We start from the raw sequence: 17,195 nt of genomic DNA, 5'->3' as shown, positions 1-17,195 counted from the left end.
CGTATCTGTCACCCCGTGCCCCGCGCCCCCGTGGTCCGCCTGACGGACACGGAACGGGGGGCGGCGGCCGGCCCCGCCGGCCGCCGGGCGCGGGCGGATCACTCACCTCCGCTCCGGCCGCCTCCGAGGCGGCTCGGGGGGGGGGGGGGGGGGGGGGGGGGGGGGGGGTGGCTCCGGGGGCGGACCGGAAGGACGACCGGGAGGGCGGCCGGGCGGAGACGGTGGTGTCGGGGGAGGCGGAGACGGTGGTGTCCGGGGAGGCGGTGGCGGTGGTGCCACCGGCGGCAGCGGCGGCACTGTCGGCCGCAGGGGCGCCCTCGACCGTGGCGGCGCGGTCGGCTTGGGAGGGGCCACAGGCCCGACCATCGTGGGCGCCCCGTGCACATCGGGGCCGGGCCGCTCGCGCGTCCCCGGCGGCCTCGCGTCCTGCGGTTCCTGCCCACCGGGCCTCGGGGCCCCCGGCGGCCTCGCGTCCTCCGGTTCCCGCCCGCCTCCCTCGCCGTCCGGCATCCGTGGGTCCCGTAGATCCCGCACATACGGATCGGTGTCGGGGTCGGGCGCCCGGTGGGGCACGGTCGGCCGATACGGTCCGGCGGTCTTCCGCGAGGGCTCGGCACCTCGGGTCGGTCGGGCGCCCCGGGCCGGTTCGGCCTGGTGAAGCCGCATGGTCACCTCGGAGGGCACCGCCCCCCGGGACACCCCGGACGTCTCTACGACCCCCGGGGACCCGACAGCCCCTACCGTCCCCGCATTCCCCAGCACGCCCGCATTCCCCACCACGCCCGCGGTCCCCGGCACCGCCCCCCGCCCCGCGGCCCCGCACACCCAGGCCAGCGCCGCCCCCACCACTCCCGCCCCCGCGCCCCACAGCGCCCCCAGCAGCAGTGCCGTGCCGAGGTGCCCGTGGAGTTCCAGCGCCGCCCCGAACGCGTCGACGCCGAGCACCGACACCGAGGCGTCCACCGACACCTCCGTCAACCAGGCCAGCAGGGGCAGTGCCACCGCCGTCGCGATGCCGAGCCGCAGCGCGCAGCGCCCCGCGAAGCCGAGCGGACCCGTCCCTCGTACGGTGGGGCCACTCGCTTCCGGGCCGCTCCCGCCAGCGGCCCCTCCCGCAGATGCCGTAGCCGCCACCCCGACCGGTGACCCGGCCCGCACCGGCGACGGCACCGGCGTCCGTACCGCGGTCAACACCCCGGCCAGCAGCATCATCAGCGCCGCCGCCACCCCCAACAGCCACACCCGTCCGTCCAGTTCGGCGAGCCGCCCCAGGGTGACGGGCTCGCCGGACCCGGTGCTCAGCAGGCGGTCCACAGGGTCGGGCAGAAGCCCCGCGAGCGCTCCGGTGACCGTGCCGTCCCACGGGACGAACAGGCCGATCGGCACGCCCAGCCACACCCCGTCGGGCGTGGCCAGCAGGGCCGCGCCCGCGATCCGCTTCGGGTGCGCGTCGCCGATCGCCGCGTACGCCGCCGCCGCGAGGCCCGCCACCACCGCCGTCAGCAACACCGTGACCAGCGCGGACACGGCCGGCCGTACCACCCGGTGGACGGCATCCCAGCCGCGTGGCAGCGGGGTCCGGCGGGAGGCGAGCAGCGCGAGCAGTAACACTCCCGTCGCCCACAGAGCGCCACCCAGCAGCGTCGGACCGGTGTCCACGGTGAACCCGACCGCGGCCTTGGCGCGCACCAGATCGCCCAGCCGGTCCGGCAGCGAGCCGCCGAGATCCCCCAGGCCGCCCAGGTCACCGAGATCCCCGAGCCCGGGAATGTCCAGGCCCCCCGACCCCGAACCCTTCGACGCCCCGCCGCCCATGCCCGGCAGCGAGTCGATGCCCAGCGCGCTCCCGTCCAGCGTGACGACGTCGTGTCCCGCCCGGGCGAGCCCGCCGAGCACCGCCACGAACAGCACGACCACCGCACCGGCCCGCACGAGGAGTTCACCCGGGGTCGGAGCAACCCCCGCCGCCCGCAGGGACCGCAGGAAGAACCAGGACAGCAGCAGCGCGCCCACCAGCCCGACGCCCAGTGGCGTGAACCTCAGCGCGGTCGTCGCCTCGGCCCCCTCGAACCCGTACACCGACAGGTCACCGGCGGGCCGGACCGCCCCGCCCGCGCCGAGCGCCACCGCCGCCGCGGTCATCGGCGCCAACGAGCCCCCCGAGCCGGCCGAGTCCGCGTCGAGCAGGCGCAACCCGAGCGCGGCGGTGCCCGCCATCCCGACGACCGCCCAGCCGACGCACGCGAACGCGGTGAGCAGCACGTCCTTCCACGGCACACCCCCGCCGCGCCCCGCGGACGCAAGCCCCGTGGGCACACGCCCTTCGGAGCCACGCCCCCCGGACCCGTTCCCCCGGTCCCGCCCGGCCGACACAGCACCCATGGCCGATCCCCCCGATCCCCCGATCCGCGTACTCCGCGTCGCGGCGCACCCACCCTCACCCGCCCGGCCCGGCGGATGTCCCCCTCGCGTGGTTTACCACTACCCGGCCCGGTTTCAACCCCCGGCGACGACGGAGGCGCGTACACACCCAAAGGCGTCGTACCCGGTCTTCGCATGGCCCGACTTTCGGTCAGGGGCAGCCGCCTGAAATAGTTCCCCACGATGTTCGACATCCCTAGACTCCCCGCGACGGGGGTAATTCGGGGGACAACTCAGTGGGGCATGGAGTGCCAGAACTCGTACTGGAAACAAACGGACGGACCTGGACGCTCGACCCGTCCAGGTCATACACCCTCGGGCGCGATCCGCAGGGTGACATCGTGTTCGACGACGCCAGGGTCTCCTGGCGGCACGGCACGGTCTCCTTCGACGGCCGCGGCTGGGTGCTGGTGGACCACGGCAGCACCAACGGCACGTTCGCGCGGGGGCAGCGCGTGGACCGTGTGGAGCTCGCCTCCGGCACGGTCGTCAACCTGGGTAACGCGACCGACGGACCGCGGCTGAATCTCTCCGCCGCCGAGGCCGCCGTCGCCGCCCCGCAGGCGGGGCCCCAGCAGCAGCCGTACGCCGCGCAGGGAGCGGGCCCCGGCTGGGGACAGCAGGCGCCCGGCGGCCCCGCGCAGCAGGCCGCCCCGCCGCAGCCGCAGGGCCCGCAGCCGCAGATCCCGCAGCAGCTGAACCACGGCCCCGCCGCGGCCCCCGTCCAGCCGGGCGGGTCGGGCGACGGCGCGGCGGCGGCGCCGGGTTACGGCGACCGCAGCCCCACCACGTTCCACCAGTTCTCGCTGGGCCGCGTGATGCGCATCGGCCGCGCCCTGGAGAACGACCTGGTCGTCTCCGACCTGCAGGTCTCCCGCAACCACGCCGAGTTCCACGCCACGCCCGACGGCCGCCTGGAGATCCGTGACCTCGGTTCTCACAACGGCACGTACGTCAACGGCGGTCCGGTGCCCAAGGGCGGCTCCGTCCAGCTCGGTCCCACCGACGTCGTCGGCGTCGGCCACTCGACGTTCAGGGTCGTCGGCGACCGGCTCGAGGAGTTCGTCGACACCGGTGAGGTCTCCTTCTCCGCCCGCCACCTGACCGTCACGGTCGACGGCGGGAAGCAGATCCTGCGGGACGTCTCCTTCGGCGTCCCCGAGAAGTCGCTGATCGCGGTGATCGGCCCCTCCGGTTCCGGCAAGTCGACGCTGCTGAAGGCGCTCACCGGCTACCGCCCCGCCAACCAGGGCGACGTCCTCTACGACAACCGGAACCTGTACAAGCAGTTCGCCGAGCTGCGCCAGCGCATCGGTCTCGTGCCGCAGGACGACATCCTGCACAAGGAGCTGTCCGTCAAGCGGGCCCTGAAGTACGCGGCCAAGCTGCGCTTCCCCGCCGACACCACGCGCGCCGAGCGCCAGGCCCGCATCGACGAGGTGCTGCGCGAGCTCAAGCTCGACATCCACAAGGACAAGAAGGTCAGCTCCCTCTCCGGCGGCCAGCGCAAGCGTGTCTCCGTCGCCCTGGAGCTGCTCACCAAGCCGTCGCTGATCTTCCTGGACGAGCCGACCTCCGGCCTCGACCCGGGCATGGACCGCGACGTCATGCAGCTGCTGCGCGGCCTCGCCGACGACGGCCGCACGGTCCTCGTCGTCACCCACTCGGTGGCCGAGCTGGCGATCTGCGACAAACTCCTGGTGATGGCCCCGGGCGGCTCGGTCGCCTACTTCGGCCCGCCCGAGGAGGCGCTGAACTTCTTCGGCTACGACTCCTGGGCCGACGTCTTCTCCGCCTTCGAGAACTACCGCGACTACGACTGGGCGGGCCGCTGGAAGGGTTCGCAGCACTACCAGATGTACGCGGCCGACATCGACGCGGTGGCCCCGCAGTCGGTGCACATGCCACCGCCGCAGGCGATCAGGCCGCCCAAGCCACAGGGCTGGACGTCCCAGCTCGTCACCCTGATCCGGCGCTACGTCTCGGTCATCGTCTCGGACAAGGGTTTCCTCGCCCTGACGGTGATCCTGCCCGCGGTGCTCGGCGCGGTCAGCCTGCTGATCGACTCGGACAAGGGCCTGCTGGTCAATCGGATCAATCCGTCGACCGGTGTGCCCTTCCCGAACGGCACGGCGACCACGGTCCTGCTGATCCTCGCCGTCGGTGCCTGTTTCGCGGGCGCCGCCAACTCCGTCCGCGAGCTGATCAAGGAACGGGTCATCTACGAACGGGAACGCGCGACGGGGCTGTCCCGGTCGGCGTACCTGATGTCCAAGGTGGTCGTCCTCGGCGCCGTCACGGTGCTTCAGGGGCTGCTGGTCGGCCTGATCGGCTTCTCCAGCCGGGAGATCCCCGGGGAGGGGCTCATCCTCAAGAGCAACACCCTGTTCGAGCTGTGCCTGCCGATCATGGCGCTCGGCTTCGCCTCGATGATGTTCGGCCTGGTCATCTCCTCGCTGGTGAAGACGGCCGAGAAGACCATGCCGCTGCTGGTCATGTTCGCCATCGTCCAGGTGGTGTTCACCGGCTGCCTGTTCACGCTGCACGGCACGGTCGGCGTCAACGAGTTCTCGTACCTGATGCCGTCCCGCTGGGCGGTCGCCGCCGCCGGCACCACGCTGGACTTCAACAACATCGCGCCCAACAGCGACGACCCGGGCAGCACCGACCCGCTGTGGAACCACGAGGCCTCCGCCTGGGGCATGGACATGGCCGCGCTGCTGGTTCTCGGCGTGATCTGCGGCTTCTTCGTGGCCCGCTTCCTGCGCCGCCACGAGCCGGAGGTCATGCGCAAGTGACCTCCCCGTAGGCCTTCGCGCGTACGGCGAAGGGCGGCACCCCCGTCGGTGGGGTGCCGCCCTTTCCGCGTCATTTCGCGTGGAGGGGTCCGTGCCGCCTCAGTACGCGCTGTCGACGTTGTCCATCGAGCCGTAGCGGTGCGCCGCGTAGTTGCAGGCGGCGGTGATGTTGGCGACCGGGTCGTAGATGTTCCACGACGTGCCGGGCACGTGGTACGTCTTGAAGGTCGGCGGGATGACCTGCAGCAGCCCCTTCGAGGGGATGCCGTTGATCGCGTTGATGTCCCAGTCGTTGATGGCGTGCGGGTTGCCCGAGGACTCCCGCATGATGTTGCGGTGCAGGCCGCTGTAGGAGCCGGGTATGCCCTGCTCGTGCATGATGTCCAGCGAGTGGCGGATCCAGCCGTCCAGGCTGTTCGCGTAGGACTTGCCGGCGGGGGCCGACGGACGGTGCCAGGAGCGGCTCGCGGAGTGCTCGCCGCCGCGGCCCTTCCCGGCCTCGGCGGCCGCCTTCTTCTCCCCGGCCTTGTGCGCGGCTTCCCGGCCGGCCTCGGCCGCGTCCCGCTTCTTGGCGGCCGCGTCGTCGTCGGCCTGCTTCTTCGCGGCGATGGTCTCGGCCTTGAGGCGCTGGCCCGCCATCTGGTCGGTCACGCGGACCTTGACGTCCTCGATGGGCTGGGTGCTGTAGTGCACCGGGGCGGAGGAGGCCGCGGCCTCGTGCGTCGTGGTGGACTGCGCGCTGCTCGGAGCGGCGGAGATCGCGAGGGCGGCTGCACCGAGCGCGGCGACACCGGCGATGCCGGCGCGGTGGGACGTGGCCAGGGCGCGGCCGCGAAGCAAGGCGGTGTACTTGGGCATGGGTGGTGAGACCTCTTCGAATAGCGCGGAGGTCGCTCCCGGGCCGGGACGGACAACGGGGATGTTTCCGGTCCGGACGCCGTGGGTAAAACAGGCGGCGCCGAGCGACGGAAGCAATTCTTAGCTGGCGCAAAAAGGCCAGGCAAAGGTGTGACGTACGATCCCCGGTAGTGGACACAGGGACGGCAAAACGGGGCAGATCGCCCGATCCGCCCCGCTCACGCGCCCTTTCTCTTCCTCCTAATCCGCTTCGTACGTGATGTGTGCCCTATGCGCGGGCTCACACCGGCTTCACCCTTCTCTCACCGCTGGTTGCGCAAGCAATGCGCTCCGTGAGCGCGTTCTCCGGACCGTGCGCCGTCCTTCCGCCGTGTCCCGTCGCCCTCCCGGCTGTGCCGCTCGGCCCGCGGCGGGGCTCCTTCGGCGGGGCGGCCCCACCGCTGCACGGCCGCCCTACCTCAGCAGAAGGTGCACGTCCCCGAACTCGTGCCACAGGAGGCGGCCGGCCAGCGCCTCCTCGTACCCCCGTTCGACCGCCTCCCGCCCCGCGACCGCCTCCAGCATCAGCAGGTGCGAGGCCTCCGGTTCGTGCAGCCCGGTCAGCAGCCCGTCCACCACCCGCACCCCCCGCTCGGGAGTCACCACCAGGTCCGTCCACCCGGCACACGCGCGGACGACGCCGTCCGGGCCCGCGGCGGACTCCACCGCCCGCACCGCGGTCGTCCCCACCGCCACCACCCGCCCGCCCCCCGCCCGGGCCGCGTTGACCAGCCGCGCCGAGGCCTCCGGCACGGCGAACCGCTCCGGGTACGGCGGCTCGTGCGCCTCCGCCGACGCCACCCCGGTGTGCAGCGTGAGGGGCGCGAACTGCACGCCCCGGCTCACCAGCTCCGCCACCAGACGCGGGGTGAAGGGCCGCGCCGCGCTCGGCATCTCCGCGCTGCCCGCCCCATCGGCGCACGGCAGCGCGAACACCGTCTGGTAAGCCGACAGCGGCTGGTCCCGCTCCGTGTACGCGTACCGGATGGGCCGCCCGTGCCGCCGCAGCAGGCCGGTCACGCCCACCTGCTCGTCCGGGACCCCCGAGGGGCGCGCGGCACGAACCGGCACACCCCCGCCCCGCACCCCTGGCGTCCCCGGCGAACGCCCTCCCCGCGCCTCCGTCGCGACGGGCCGCGCCCACCACAACCGTCCGCTTCCCTCCGCCAGAGGTTCCTTCAGTACCAGCCGCATCCCGTCCGGCAGCTCCACCGCCGCGCCCGCCGGACCGCCCTCCCGCGGGCGCGTGGTGCCCCGCTCGTCCGGGTCCCGCAGCTCCACCGCCCAGCGTCCGTCGTCGCCCCGCGTGGAGAAGTGCACCACCACACGCGCATGCCCGACCCGCCCGTCCACCGCGGCGGCCAGCGTGGGGGAGGTGTTCACCAGCAGCAGGTCCCCGGCGCGCAGCAGCCCCGGCAGCTCCGGGAACGCGTGGTGCGTCACCTCCGTACCGCGCGACACCAGCAGCCGTACGGCGTCCCGGCCGAGCCCCGGCCCGCGCCGCTCCGCCGGCACCCGGGCCGACAGCTCCTCGGGCACCGACCACGCGTGCCCGCGCACGCCGGCCCTCATCGCCCCGCCACCAGGGCCGGCGCCCCGTAGCGGCCGCTCGGCGGCCGTTCGTCCAGCAGCCGCAGGAACGCGGGCACCACGCTCTCCGGCGCCGGCCGCGGCGCGTCGTCGTCCGGTACGGCGGCCGCGTACAGGTCGGTAGCCATGTCCCCGGGGTCCACCGACCACACCCGCAGCCCCGGCTCCTCCACCCCCAGCACCGCCGCCAGCTGGTCCAGCGCCGCCTTGGACGCCCCGTAACCTCCCCACGTCCCGTACGCCTCCACCGCCGCGTCCGAGCTCACGGCGACCACTGCGCCCGCCGGCGATTCCCGCAGCAGCGGCAGCGCCTCACGCACCAGGCCGTGCGCCGCCACCACGTTCACCTCCAGCGCCCGGCGCAGCCCTTCAGGCGCCAGCTCCGCCAGCGGCACCAGCGGCTCGGCGCCCAGCGCGCTCGCGTTGTGCACCAGCAGGTCGACGACACCGCCGCCCAGCTCCCGGGCGCGCGCCACCAGCTCCGTACGGTGCCCGGCGTCCGTGACGTCCCCGGGCACCGCCGCCACCCGCCTCCCGTACGCCGTCAGCGCGTCCGCCGCCTCGGCCAGCGGCCCGGGATCCCGCGCGTCGAGGACCAGGTCCCAGCCACGTCCGGCCAGCCCCGCGCCGAGCGCCCGGCCCAGCCCCTTCGAAGCCCCCGTGATGATCGCTACCGGCATGCCCGTCCGTCCCCTCGTCCACCGCCGCCGACCACCGGCGACGCCCCCAACGTAGGAACGCGCCCGCACCCGCCGCCTCGGACGGGAGATCCAGGCCGCCGGGGCCCTTCGGCCTAGTCCGCAAGCCCTTCCGCCCGGGCCCGCGGCCCCGGTCCGCATGCCCGCCGCCGGACCGATCCCCGCTGTCACAGCCCCCCGGTACCGTGAGGTCATGAGTTCCGGACCCACGTCGGGCCTGGCCGCGGTGAGCTCCGCGCTGCTGGCCATGAGCAGGCATCTGGAGGTGCGCGACGTCCTGAAGACGATCGTCGCCTCCGCCCGCGAGCTGCTCGACGCCGAGTACGCGGCCCTGGGCGTCCCCGACGACCACGGCGGCTTCGCCCAGTTCGTGGTCGACGGCGTCAGCGACGCCCAGTGGAGGGCCATCGGCCCGCTCCCGCGCCGGCACGGCATCCTCGCCGCCATGCTCGACGAGGCCAGCCCCCAGCGCCTCGCCGACGTCCGCACCGACCCCCGCTTCGAGGGCTGGCCCGCCGCCCACCCCGAGATGTCCGACTTCCTCGGCCTCCCCGTCCGCGCCGACGACGAGGTCATCGGCGCGCTCTTCCTCGCCAACAAACGAGGCCCCGGCCCCACCGGCCGCTGCGGCTTCACCGAGGAGGACGAGCAACTGCTCGGCATCCTCGCCCAGCACGCCGCCATCGCCCTCACCAACGCCCGCCTCTACGAGCGCAGCCGCGAACTGACCATCGCCGAGGAACGCTCCCGCCTCGCCCATGAACTGCACGACGCCGTCAGCCAGAAACTGTTCTCCCTGCGCCTGACCGCCCAGGCCGCCGCCGCCCTCGTCGACCGCGACCCCGCCCGCGCCAGGGGCGAGATGCAGCAGGTCGCCGCGCTCGCCGCCGAGGCCGCCGACGAACTGCGCACCGCCGTCGTCGAACTGCGCCCCGCCGCCCTGGACGAGGACGGCCTCGTCGCCACCCTCCGCACCCAGATACAGGTCCTCGACCGCGCCCACACCGCACGCGTCACCTTCACCGGCCGGGGAGTGCGCGCCCTGCCCGCCGCCCAGGAGGAGGCACTCCTGCGCGTCGCCCAGGAGGCACTGCACAACGCGCTGCGGCACTCCGGCGCGACCCGCGTGGACGTCACCCTGGAGCGCAGCGGCCCCGGCGCCGTGCTGCGCGTCACGGACGACGGCAGCGGCTTCGACCCCCGGACGGTACGCCGCGCCGGACGCCACCTCGGACTGGTCTCCATGCGCGACCGGGCCGGCGGCGTCGGCGGCACCCTGACCGTGGAATCCGCGCCCGGCAAGGGCACCACGATCGAGATGGAGGTCCCCGGTGGCTGACGCGATCAGGGTGCTGCTCGTCGACGACCACCAGGTCGTCCGCCGTGGCCTGCGCACCTTCCTGGAGGTCCAGGACGACATCGAGGTCGTCGGTGAGGCGTCCGACGGCGCCGAAGGCGTCGAACGGGCCGAGGAACTGCGCCCCGACGTCATCCTCATGGACGTCAAGATGCCGGGCGTCGACGGCATCGACGCGCTGCGCAAGCTCCGCGAACTCGACCATCCCGCGCGCGTGCTCGTCGTCACCAGCTTCACCGAACAGCGCACGGTCGTCCCCGCCCTGCGCGCGGGCGCCGCCGGGTACGTCTACAAGGACATCGACCCGGACGCGCTGGCCGCCGCCATCCGTTCCGTGCACGCCGGGCACGTCCTGCTCCAGCACGAGGTGGCGGGCGCACTGCTCGCCCAGGAGGACACCGGCCCGGCCCAGGGGAGGGCCGGCACGCTCACCGAGCGGGAGCGGGAGGTGCTCGGACTGATCGCGGACGGCCGTTCCAACCGGGAGATCGCCCGTGCGCTCGTGCTCTCCGAGAAGACCGTCAAGACCCACGTCTCGAACATCCTGATGAAACTGGACCTGTCCGACCGCACCCAGGCGGCTCTGTGGGCGGTACGGCACGGGATGGCCGGCTGATCGGTCGACCTGCTGACCTGCTGACCTGCTGACCTGCTGACCGGTCAACCGATTGACCGGCTGAGACGCGGCCGGCCGGCCCGGCGGGTGGCCGTCGCACGCCCGGTTCCCCTACGAGCAGCAATTCATACGGTCGGGTGTATGTCACCCGAACGGCGTATCTTCGAGCCGCTTCCGGACGTTCTCCTCTGCGTGCTGCGGCGCCCGCCGCAGCGCCCACGCGGAAAGCACCGAGCGCGTCCAGCGCACCGTGCGTGCAAGGAGAACAGAGAAGTGAAGAACCTCAAGAAGGCCGCCGCCGTCACCCTGGTCGCCGGAGGGCTCGTCGCCGCGGGTGCGGGAATGGCGTCCGCCGACAGCGGCGCGTGCGGCAAGGCCGCCGGCTCCCCGGGCGTCGGCTCCGGCAACGTGATCCAGGCCCCCGTCCATGTCCCCGTCAACGCCGTCGGCAACACGGTGAACGTCATCGGCGCCCTGAACCCGGCCTTCGGCAACCTGGGCCTCAACCACTGAGACCCCGGGGACCACTGAGCCCGCCCGCAGCCCACCGGTCCCGCTCGGACCACTCCGAGCCCGCGGCGGACGCGCATGCCCCCGCGGTGGCCTTTCCGGACGACCCCGGGAGGCCACCGCCCGCGCCCCACGTGGGCGCACCGGCATCGACGGGCGCCGGCGCGCGAGCCGCCGAGAAGGCGCCCGGAACCCGGCGCCCACCCCCGCGCGCCGGGCGAGCCGTCACCGGGCCCCGCGCTCCCGCTCCTCCACCACCGAGTTGTACGCCGCCACCCGCGCCCGCCGCGCCGTCCGCTCCACCGGCCGCAACGCCGCGCCGCGCGCCGCCATCTCGGACGCGCTCACCGCGCCCCCGTGCCCGGTGCCGTACGCCACCGACACCAGCAGCCCCACCCGCGCCGCGAGCTCCAGCACCCGCACCGCCCGCGGCGGATACCCCGGCGCCAGCACCTCCCCGTCGCCGCCCTCCACCCGCGCCCGGTACGCGTCCACCGCGGCCTCCGCCACCGGACCCGACCCGGCGACGTCCAGCCGCGACAGCACCTCCGTCGCCTCCCGCAACGCCTCCGCCAGCTCCCGCTCCGCCTCCCCGAGCGAGGGCACGTCGGCCGGCGGCGCCTCCCGCACCGGCAGACAGCGCCAGACGACCTCGACGTGCACATCGCCCGCGGGCCCGGCCTCGCGCACCTCCGGCACCAGCCCGAACGCCGCCCCGTGGCACACCACGGCCTCCTCCGCCTCCAGCGCCCGCGCGTTGAACTCCGGCGGCCCGCTCAGCCCCAGCGGATGCCCCGGCACCGGCAGCGCCACCCGCAGCCCGGTCACCCCGAGCGCACGCAGCCGCCCCAGCGCGAGCGACAGCCCGACGGGCCCGGACTCACCCGGCAGCCCCTCCACCCGGTGCACGGCGTCTTCTCCGACGACCGCCGACACCGCGTCGTCCGGCGACGCGTTCCCGGCGAGAAGGGCATTTCCCCATGCGGCCAACCGGCCTGAACGTGGTTCCGTGAGCATGCCCCCACCCTAAGGACCGGACCGATGGAACAGCCCGGCCGACCAGTGGCGTAGATTTCTTGAAGGACTGCGCCCACAGGCGCGGCGGGCCGCGCCGACCGGCGTGCGCCCGGCGTGGGCGACAGCCGCGACCGGCCGACACTGCAATGACACTGCAATGGGGAGACAACGCGCTCATGAGCGATGTTCTGGAACTTCAGGACGTATCCGTGGTCCGTGAGGGCCGTGCCCTCGTGGACCAGGTCTCCTGGTCGGTCAAGGAGGGCGAGCGCTGGGTCATCCTGGGCCCCAACGGCGCCGGCAAGACCACCCTCCTCAACGTCGCCTCCAGTTACCTCTTCCCCAGCAAGGGCACGGTCAGCATCCTCGGCGAGACCCTCGGCCGCTCCGGCACCGACGTCTTCGAGCTCCGCCCCCGCATCGGCGTGGCCGGCATCGCCCTCGCCGAGAAGCTCCCCAAGCGCCAGACCGTCCTGCAGACCGTGCTGACCGCCGCGTACGGCATGACGGCCGGCTGGCAGGAGGAGTACGAGGACATCGACGAGCAGCGCGCCCGCGCTTTCCTCGACCGCCTCGGCATGAGCGACTACCTGGAGCGCCGCTTCGGCACCCTCTCCGAGGGAGAGCGCAAGCGCACCCTCATCGCCCGCGCCCTGATGACCGACCCCGAGCTGCTGCTCCTCGACGAGCCCGCCGCCGGCCTCGACCTCGGCGGCCGCGAGGACCTCGTCCGCCGCCTCGGCCGGCTCGCCCGCGACCCGATCGCCCCTTCCATGATCATGGTCACGCACCACGTCGAGGAGATCGCCCCCGGCTTCACCCACGTCCTGATGATCCGTCAGGGCCAGGTGCTCGCCGCCGGCCCCCTGGAGCTCGAGCTCACCTCCCGCAACCTCTCCCACTGCTTCGGCCTCCCGCTCGTCGTCGAACAGTCCGGCGACCGCTGGACCGCCCGCGGTCTGCCCATGTCCTGACGCTCCTTCGGGCCCCCGGAGCCGACCCTCCTGCGGGTCCCGGAGCCGCCCCGGCCCGGCGTACGGGCCGAATCACCCCCTCCGAGCGCCGCGGTGGGCCGATCTGCGCCCTGTCCGACTCCCGCGCGCGGTCCTACCATTGACGATGTGAACGACATCGACGCATGGGTGTGGTGGCTCGTTGGCGCGGCCGCGCTCGGAATCCCGCTCGTCGTCACCGCGATGCCCGAATTCGGCATGCTCGCGGTCGGCGCGGTCGCCGCGGCGGTCACGGCGGGCATCGGCGGCGGCGTCGTCGCCCAGGTGCTGGTCTTCGTCGTCGTCTCGGTGGCCCTCATCGCCGTGGTCCGGCCCATCGCCAACCGGCACGCCAGGCAACGGCCCCAGCACGCCACCGGCATCGACGCACTCAAGGGCAGACAGGCCGTCGTCCTCGAACGGGTCGACGGCGGAGAGGGCGGGCGGATCAAACTCGCCGGCGAGATCTGGTCCGCCCGCGCACTCGACTCGGGACAGGCCTACGACGTCGGCCAGTCCGTGGACGTCGTCGACATCGAGGGAGCCACGGCGATCATCATGTGACCTCGTACGACGCAACTCGACGGAACGGCCCCGGCAGGGGCGACGGTCTGTCAGACTCGACCAGCAAGATCTTCGACAACCATAAGATCTGCCGTAAGAGCCGAGGCGGAGAAGGGTACGGGGAACGACGATGGAACCGGTCATCATCGTCCTGATCATTCTGGTGGTGTTGGTCTTCATCGCCCTGATCAAGACGATTCAGGTCATCCCGCAGGCGAGCGCGGCCATCGTCGAGCGTTTCGGCCGCTACACACGCACACTGAACGCCGGCCTCAACATCGTGGTCCCGTTCATCGACTCCATCCGCAACCGCATCGACCTGCGCGAGCAGGTCGTGCCGTTCCCGCCGCAGCCGGTGATCACCCAGGACAACCTGGTCGTCAACATCGACACCGTCATCTACTACCAGGTGACCGACGCCCGCGCCGCCACCTACGAGGTCGCCAGCTACATCCAGGCGATCGAACAGCTCACCGTCACCACGCTGCGCAACATCATCGGCGGCATGGACCTGGAGCGGACGCTCACCTCCCGCGAGGAGATCAACGCGGCCCTGCGCGGTGTCCTCGACGAGGCCACCGGCAAGTGGGGCATCCGCGTCAACCGCGTCGAGCTCAAGGCCATCGAACCGCCGACCTCCATCCAGGACTCGATGGAGAAGCAGATGCGCGCCGACCGTGACAAGCGCGCCGCGATCCTCACCGCGGAGGGCATCCGCCAGTCCCAGATCCTCACCGCGGAGGGCGAGAAGCAGTCGGCCATCCTGCGTGCCGAGGGCGAGGCCAAGGCCGCCGCCCTGCGCGCCGAGGGCGAGGCCCAGGCGATCCGGACGGTCTTCGAGTCCATCCACGCCGGCGACCCCGACCAGAAGCTGCTCTCCTACCAGTACCTGCAGATGCTCCCGAAGATCGCCGAGGGCGACGCCAACAAGCTCTGGATCGTCCCCAGCGAGATCGGCGACGCACTCAAGGGCCTCTCCGGCGCCTTCGGCAACTTCGGCGGGATCGGCGGCGGCTCCAACGGCAACGCCACCCCGCCGGCCCCCCGCACCCCGAACGACGACCGCCGCGAACGCCCGTCGATCGACTGACCCCCGCCGCACGCCCCGCGCCCCGCAAGGGGCGCGGGGAACCGCGCGACCGGCCACAGAGTCCCCGCAGCCGACAACGGGCAGTCCCGCCCCCGCCAGGCAGGCAAACAGCCACTGTCACGCCGCGGTCGGCGACAGCCACTCCGGCAGGGAATCGACATCGTCCTGTCCCAGGGCCAACAGCATCGCGTCCGCCGGCGTCGGTTCGAACGGCCGTGTCAGCAACGGCATGCCGGCCTGCTCCGGCGTCCGGTCCGCCTTGCGGTGATTGTCCTCCGCGCACGAGGCCACCGTGTTCAGCCAGGTGTCCTCACCGCCCCGCGACCTCGGCACGACATGGTCCACGGTCGTCGCACGCCCCCCGCAGTACGCGCACCGGTGCCGGTCCCGGACCAACACCCCCCTCCGCGACCACGGAGCTTGTCTTCGGAACGGCACCCGTACATACCTGCACAGCCGGATCACCCGGGGCGCCGGTATGTCCACCAGAGCGCCCCGCATGCGCAGTCCGGGATGGGCCTGCTCGACGACGGCCTTGGCCTGCAGCACCAGAACGACGGCCCGGTTCAGGGTCACCGTCGACAACGGTTCGAAACTCGCGTTCAGTACCAGCGTGTCACGCATCCAGCCCACCTCCTGTGCGCTCCGGCCCACCCCCCTGGCGGGCTGGATCAACTCTGGCCGGGCACGCCGAGATGGACAACGCAATAAAAAAGTGCCCGCCCCTGATCAATTCCAAGACCAGGGACGGGCAAACGTGCCGTGAACGAGTGACGGACCTACGCACGGAAGGACGCACGGAACGACGTACGGAACAAGGCACGGAACGACGCACGGAACGAGGCAGGGACGAACGACGGCCTCAACCCTCTCCGGGCACCTCGTACTCACCCACCAACTGCGCACGCGCCAGCGTATGGAACCGCAGGTTGAACCCGACGACGGCGGGCGACGCGTCCGAGTCCGGGCCCAGCTTCTCCTGGTCCACGGCGTACACCGTGAACACATACCGGTGCGGTCCGTCCCCGGGCGGCGGCGCGGCCCCGCCGAAGTCCTTCGTCCCGTAGTCGTTGCGCGCGTGGACCGCGCCCTCGGGCAGCCCCACGAACGAGCCACCGCCCGCACCCGCCGGGAGCTCGGTGACCGAGGCGGGGATGTCGAACAGCACCCAGTGCCAGAACCCGCTCCCCGTCGGGGCGTCCGGGTCGTAGCACGTCACGGCGAAGCTCTTGGTCCCCGACGGGAAACCCTCCCAGCGAAGCTGCGGAGAGGTGTTCCCGGCGGCCTGGACCTGAGTCTCCTTCAACGCCGTGCCGTGCTCGACGTCCTCGCTCGTCACCGTGAACGACGGCACGGGGGGATGGAAGTCGTGCGGCAGCGGCGGCCTCTTGCCCTCGGTCACCTCGGCACCTCCAGATCGGTCGGATCGGTATCGTCCCGCCGGCCGCGCGCCCCGGGCGCGCGGCTGCGGAAATCTCGCCCTCCGACCCTAGAACCAGTTGCGCTTGCTGCCGACCTCTGACACCCACTGGTGGAGGTACGCCGACCAGTCGGTGGCGTGGAAGTCGTGCAGCCCCACCTTGAACGAGCGGTAGGTGTCACTGCCCTCGCTGAACAGTCCCGGCTTCTTGTCCATCTCCAGCACGACGTCCATCTCGTGGTCGTCCGCCACGAAGCTCAACTCGACCTGGTTCAGCCCCCGGTACTGCTGCGGCGGGTAGAACTCGATCTCCTGGTAGAACGGCAGCCGCTGCCGCGTACCGCGGATGTGCCCGCGCTCCATGTCCGCGTGCTTGAAGCGGAAGCCGAGCTGGATGAACGCGTCCAGGATCGCCTTCTGCGCCGGCAGCGGGTGCACGTTGACCGGGTCCAGGTCGCCGGAGTCGATGGCCCGGGCGATCTGCAGCTCGGTGGTCACCCCGATGTGCATGCCGCGCAGCGACTGCCCGTCGATCGTCGTGACCGGCGTCTCCCAGGGAATCTCCAGGCCGAACGGCACCGCGTGCACCGCGCCCGCCTTCAGCTCGAAGGCCCCGCCCAGCCGCTGCTTGGCGAACTCGATGTCCTGCTTGTACTCCTGGTCGCCGCTCTCCACCTCGACCTTGGCCTGGAGACCGACCGACAGTCCCTCGATCTGCTGGTCGACGGAACCGCCCTGGATCCGCACCTCGCCCTGGACGACGCCGCCCGGAACCACGTTCTCCTCGGTCAGCACGGTCTCGACCGAAGCACCGCCGGCCCCCAGGCTCGCGAGCAGCTTCTTGAACGCCATGTCTCTCCCTCTCCAGGCCGCCCTTCACGGCGGCTCCCGCTCCCTACATACGCGATCCGACCACGGCCGGTTCCGCGCCCCCACCCTTCCAAGATCTGGCATGTCTTGGCCAGCCCATGGCGCCGCTCCGCCCCGCCGTGCCACCGACCGTCTGGACTACGCTCGTACGACATGATCGCGACGCCCGACCGTACGCCCCTGCCCAGGCCGTTCTTCGACCGGCCCGTACTGGAGGTCGCGCCCGACCTCCTGGGCCGCGTCATCGTCCGAACCACACCCGACGGCCCGATCGCCCTGCGCCTGACGGAGGTCGAGGCGTACGACGGCCCGAACGACCCCGGCTCGCACGCCTACCGCGGCCGCACGGCCCGCA

The 17,195-nt window shown here is 72.8% G+C and carries 16 protein-coding genes (1 of these 16 only partly in view); 8 read left to right on the top strand and 8 right to left on the bottom strand.

What is annotated here, in order from left to right:
• Positions 1 to 102: 102 nt before the first annotated feature.
• Positions 103 to 2,277: a streptophobe family protein gene (locus QFZ64_RS08485; RefSeq protein ID WP_307063963.1), complete on the bottom strand. Its 2,175-nt coding sequence runs from the start codon at positions 2,275 to 2,277 to the stop codon at positions 103 to 105.
• A gap of 392 nt (positions 2,278 to 2,669) precedes the next feature.
• Between QFZ64_RS08485 and QFZ64_RS08480 the strand changes: the two genes are divergently transcribed.
• Positions 2,670 to 5,219 carry an FHA domain-containing protein gene (locus tag QFZ64_RS08480; RefSeq protein WP_307063961.1) on the top strand — a complete coding sequence of 850 codons (2,550 nt, stop codon included), beginning with the start codon at positions 2,670 to 2,672 and terminating at the stop codon, positions 5,217 to 5,219.
• Positions 5,220 to 5,318: 99 nt separating this feature from the next.
• Here the strand turns inward: QFZ64_RS08480 and QFZ64_RS08475 are convergent, their stop codons facing one another.
• From QFZ64_RS08475 to QFZ64_RS08465, 3 genes are all read right to left on the bottom strand, one after another.
• Entirely contained in the window at positions 5,319 to 6,077 is a 759-nt protein-coding gene (locus tag QFZ64_RS08475; protein WP_307063959.1) for a transglycosylase SLT domain-containing protein, read from the bottom strand.
• A 453-nt stretch (positions 6,078 to 6,530) separates the two neighbouring features.
• Complete coding sequence (locus QFZ64_RS08470) at positions 6,531 to 7,688, bottom strand: S-adenosylmethionine:tRNA ribosyltransferase-isomerase (RefSeq protein ID WP_307063957.1); 1,158 nt, start codon at positions 7,686 to 7,688, stop codon at positions 6,531 to 6,533.
• Positions 7,685 to 8,386 (bottom strand): SDR family oxidoreductase, encoded by a 702-nt coding sequence (locus QFZ64_RS08465; protein WP_307063955.1) that lies wholly within the window; start codon positions 8,384 to 8,386, stop codon positions 7,685 to 7,687. Before QFZ64_RS08465 ends, QFZ64_RS08470 begins: the two co-directional genes overlap by 4 nt.
• Positions 8,387 to 8,597: 211 nt before the next feature.
• Between QFZ64_RS08465 and QFZ64_RS08460 the strand changes: the two genes are divergently transcribed.
• The 3 genes from QFZ64_RS08460 (at position 8,598) to QFZ64_RS08450 (ending at position 10,890) form a co-directional block, all read left to right on the top strand.
• Positions 8,598 to 9,743, top strand: coding sequence for a GAF domain-containing sensor histidine kinase (locus QFZ64_RS08460; RefSeq protein ID WP_307063953.1), 1,146 nt, complete (start codon positions 8,598 to 8,600; stop codon positions 9,741 to 9,743).
• On the top strand, positions 9,736 to 10,377 hold the full coding sequence (locus QFZ64_RS08455) for a response regulator transcription factor (RefSeq protein WP_307063951.1): 642 nt from the start codon (positions 9,736 to 9,738) through the stop codon (positions 10,375 to 10,377). Before QFZ64_RS08460 ends, QFZ64_RS08455 begins: the two co-directional genes overlap by 8 nt.
• A 273-nt stretch (positions 10,378 to 10,650) precedes the next feature.
• The gene (locus tag QFZ64_RS08450; RefSeq protein WP_307063948.1) at positions 10,651 to 10,890 is read left to right on the top strand and encodes a chaplin; all 240 of its coding nucleotides are present in this window, start codon (positions 10,651 to 10,653) and stop codon (positions 10,888 to 10,890) included.
• A gap of 222 nt (positions 10,891 to 11,112) precedes the next feature.
• On the opposite strand, the gene QFZ64_RS08445 is transcribed toward QFZ64_RS08450, so the two are convergent.
• Complete coding sequence (locus QFZ64_RS08445; protein ID WP_307063947.1) at positions 11,113 to 11,904, bottom strand: hypothetical protein; 792 nt, start codon at positions 11,902 to 11,904, stop codon at positions 11,113 to 11,115.
• 176 nt (positions 11,905 to 12,080) lie between these two features.
• On the opposite strand from QFZ64_RS08445, the gene QFZ64_RS08440 reads away from it, so the two are divergent.
• The 3 genes from QFZ64_RS08440 (at position 12,081) to QFZ64_RS08430 (ending at position 14,550) form a co-directional block, all read left to right on the top strand.
• Entirely contained in the window at positions 12,081 to 12,878 is a 798-nt protein-coding gene (locus tag QFZ64_RS08440) for an ABC transporter ATP-binding protein (RefSeq protein ID WP_307063945.1), read from the top strand.
• Positions 12,879 to 13,025: 147 nt separating this feature from the next.
• Positions 13,026 to 13,460, top strand: a complete 435-nt coding sequence (locus tag QFZ64_RS08435; RefSeq protein WP_307063943.1) for an NfeD family protein — start codon at positions 13,026 to 13,028, stop codon at positions 13,458 to 13,460.
• A gap of 130 nt (positions 13,461 to 13,590) precedes the next feature.
• A complete protein-coding gene (locus QFZ64_RS08430) occupies positions 13,591 to 14,550 on the top strand; it encodes an SPFH domain-containing protein (protein WP_307063941.1) in 960 nt (319 codons plus the stop codon).
• Between the two features lie 117 nt (positions 14,551 to 14,667).
• Here the strand turns inward: QFZ64_RS08430 and QFZ64_RS08425 are convergent, their stop codons facing one another.
• From QFZ64_RS08425 to QFZ64_RS08415, 3 genes are all read right to left on the bottom strand, one after another.
• The gene (locus QFZ64_RS08425) at positions 14,668 to 15,174 is read right to left on the bottom strand and encodes an HNH endonuclease (protein ID WP_307063939.1); all 507 of its coding nucleotides are present in this window, start codon (positions 15,172 to 15,174) and stop codon (positions 14,668 to 14,670) included.
• A 238-nt stretch (positions 15,175 to 15,412) separates the two neighbouring features.
• Complete coding sequence (locus QFZ64_RS08420; protein ID WP_307063938.1) at positions 15,413 to 15,952, bottom strand: YbhB/YbcL family Raf kinase inhibitor-like protein; 540 nt, start codon at positions 15,950 to 15,952, stop codon at positions 15,413 to 15,415.
• Between the two features lie 87 nt (positions 15,953 to 16,039).
• Positions 16,040 to 16,822, bottom strand: a complete 783-nt coding sequence (locus tag QFZ64_RS08415) for a sporulation protein (RefSeq protein WP_307063936.1) — start codon at positions 16,820 to 16,822, stop codon at positions 16,040 to 16,042.
• Between the two features lie 171 nt (positions 16,823 to 16,993).
• Between QFZ64_RS08415 and QFZ64_RS08410 the strand changes: the two genes are divergently transcribed.
• On the top strand, positions 16,994 to 17,195 hold the 5' end (the start) of the coding sequence (locus QFZ64_RS08410; RefSeq protein WP_307063934.1) for a DNA-3-methyladenine glycosylase. It continues 440 nt past the right edge of the window; the window shows 202 of its 642 coding nt (coding positions 1-202); the start codon lies at positions 16,994 to 16,996; its stop codon lies off the right edge, out of view.

This window comes from Streptomyces sp. B3I8 (genome assembly GCF_030816915.1).
In the GTDB taxonomy this organism is placed as follows: Bacteria; Actinomycetota; Actinomycetes; order Streptomycetales; family Streptomycetaceae; genus Streptomyces.
This window is presented reverse-complemented; position numbering and strand designations above follow the sequence as displayed.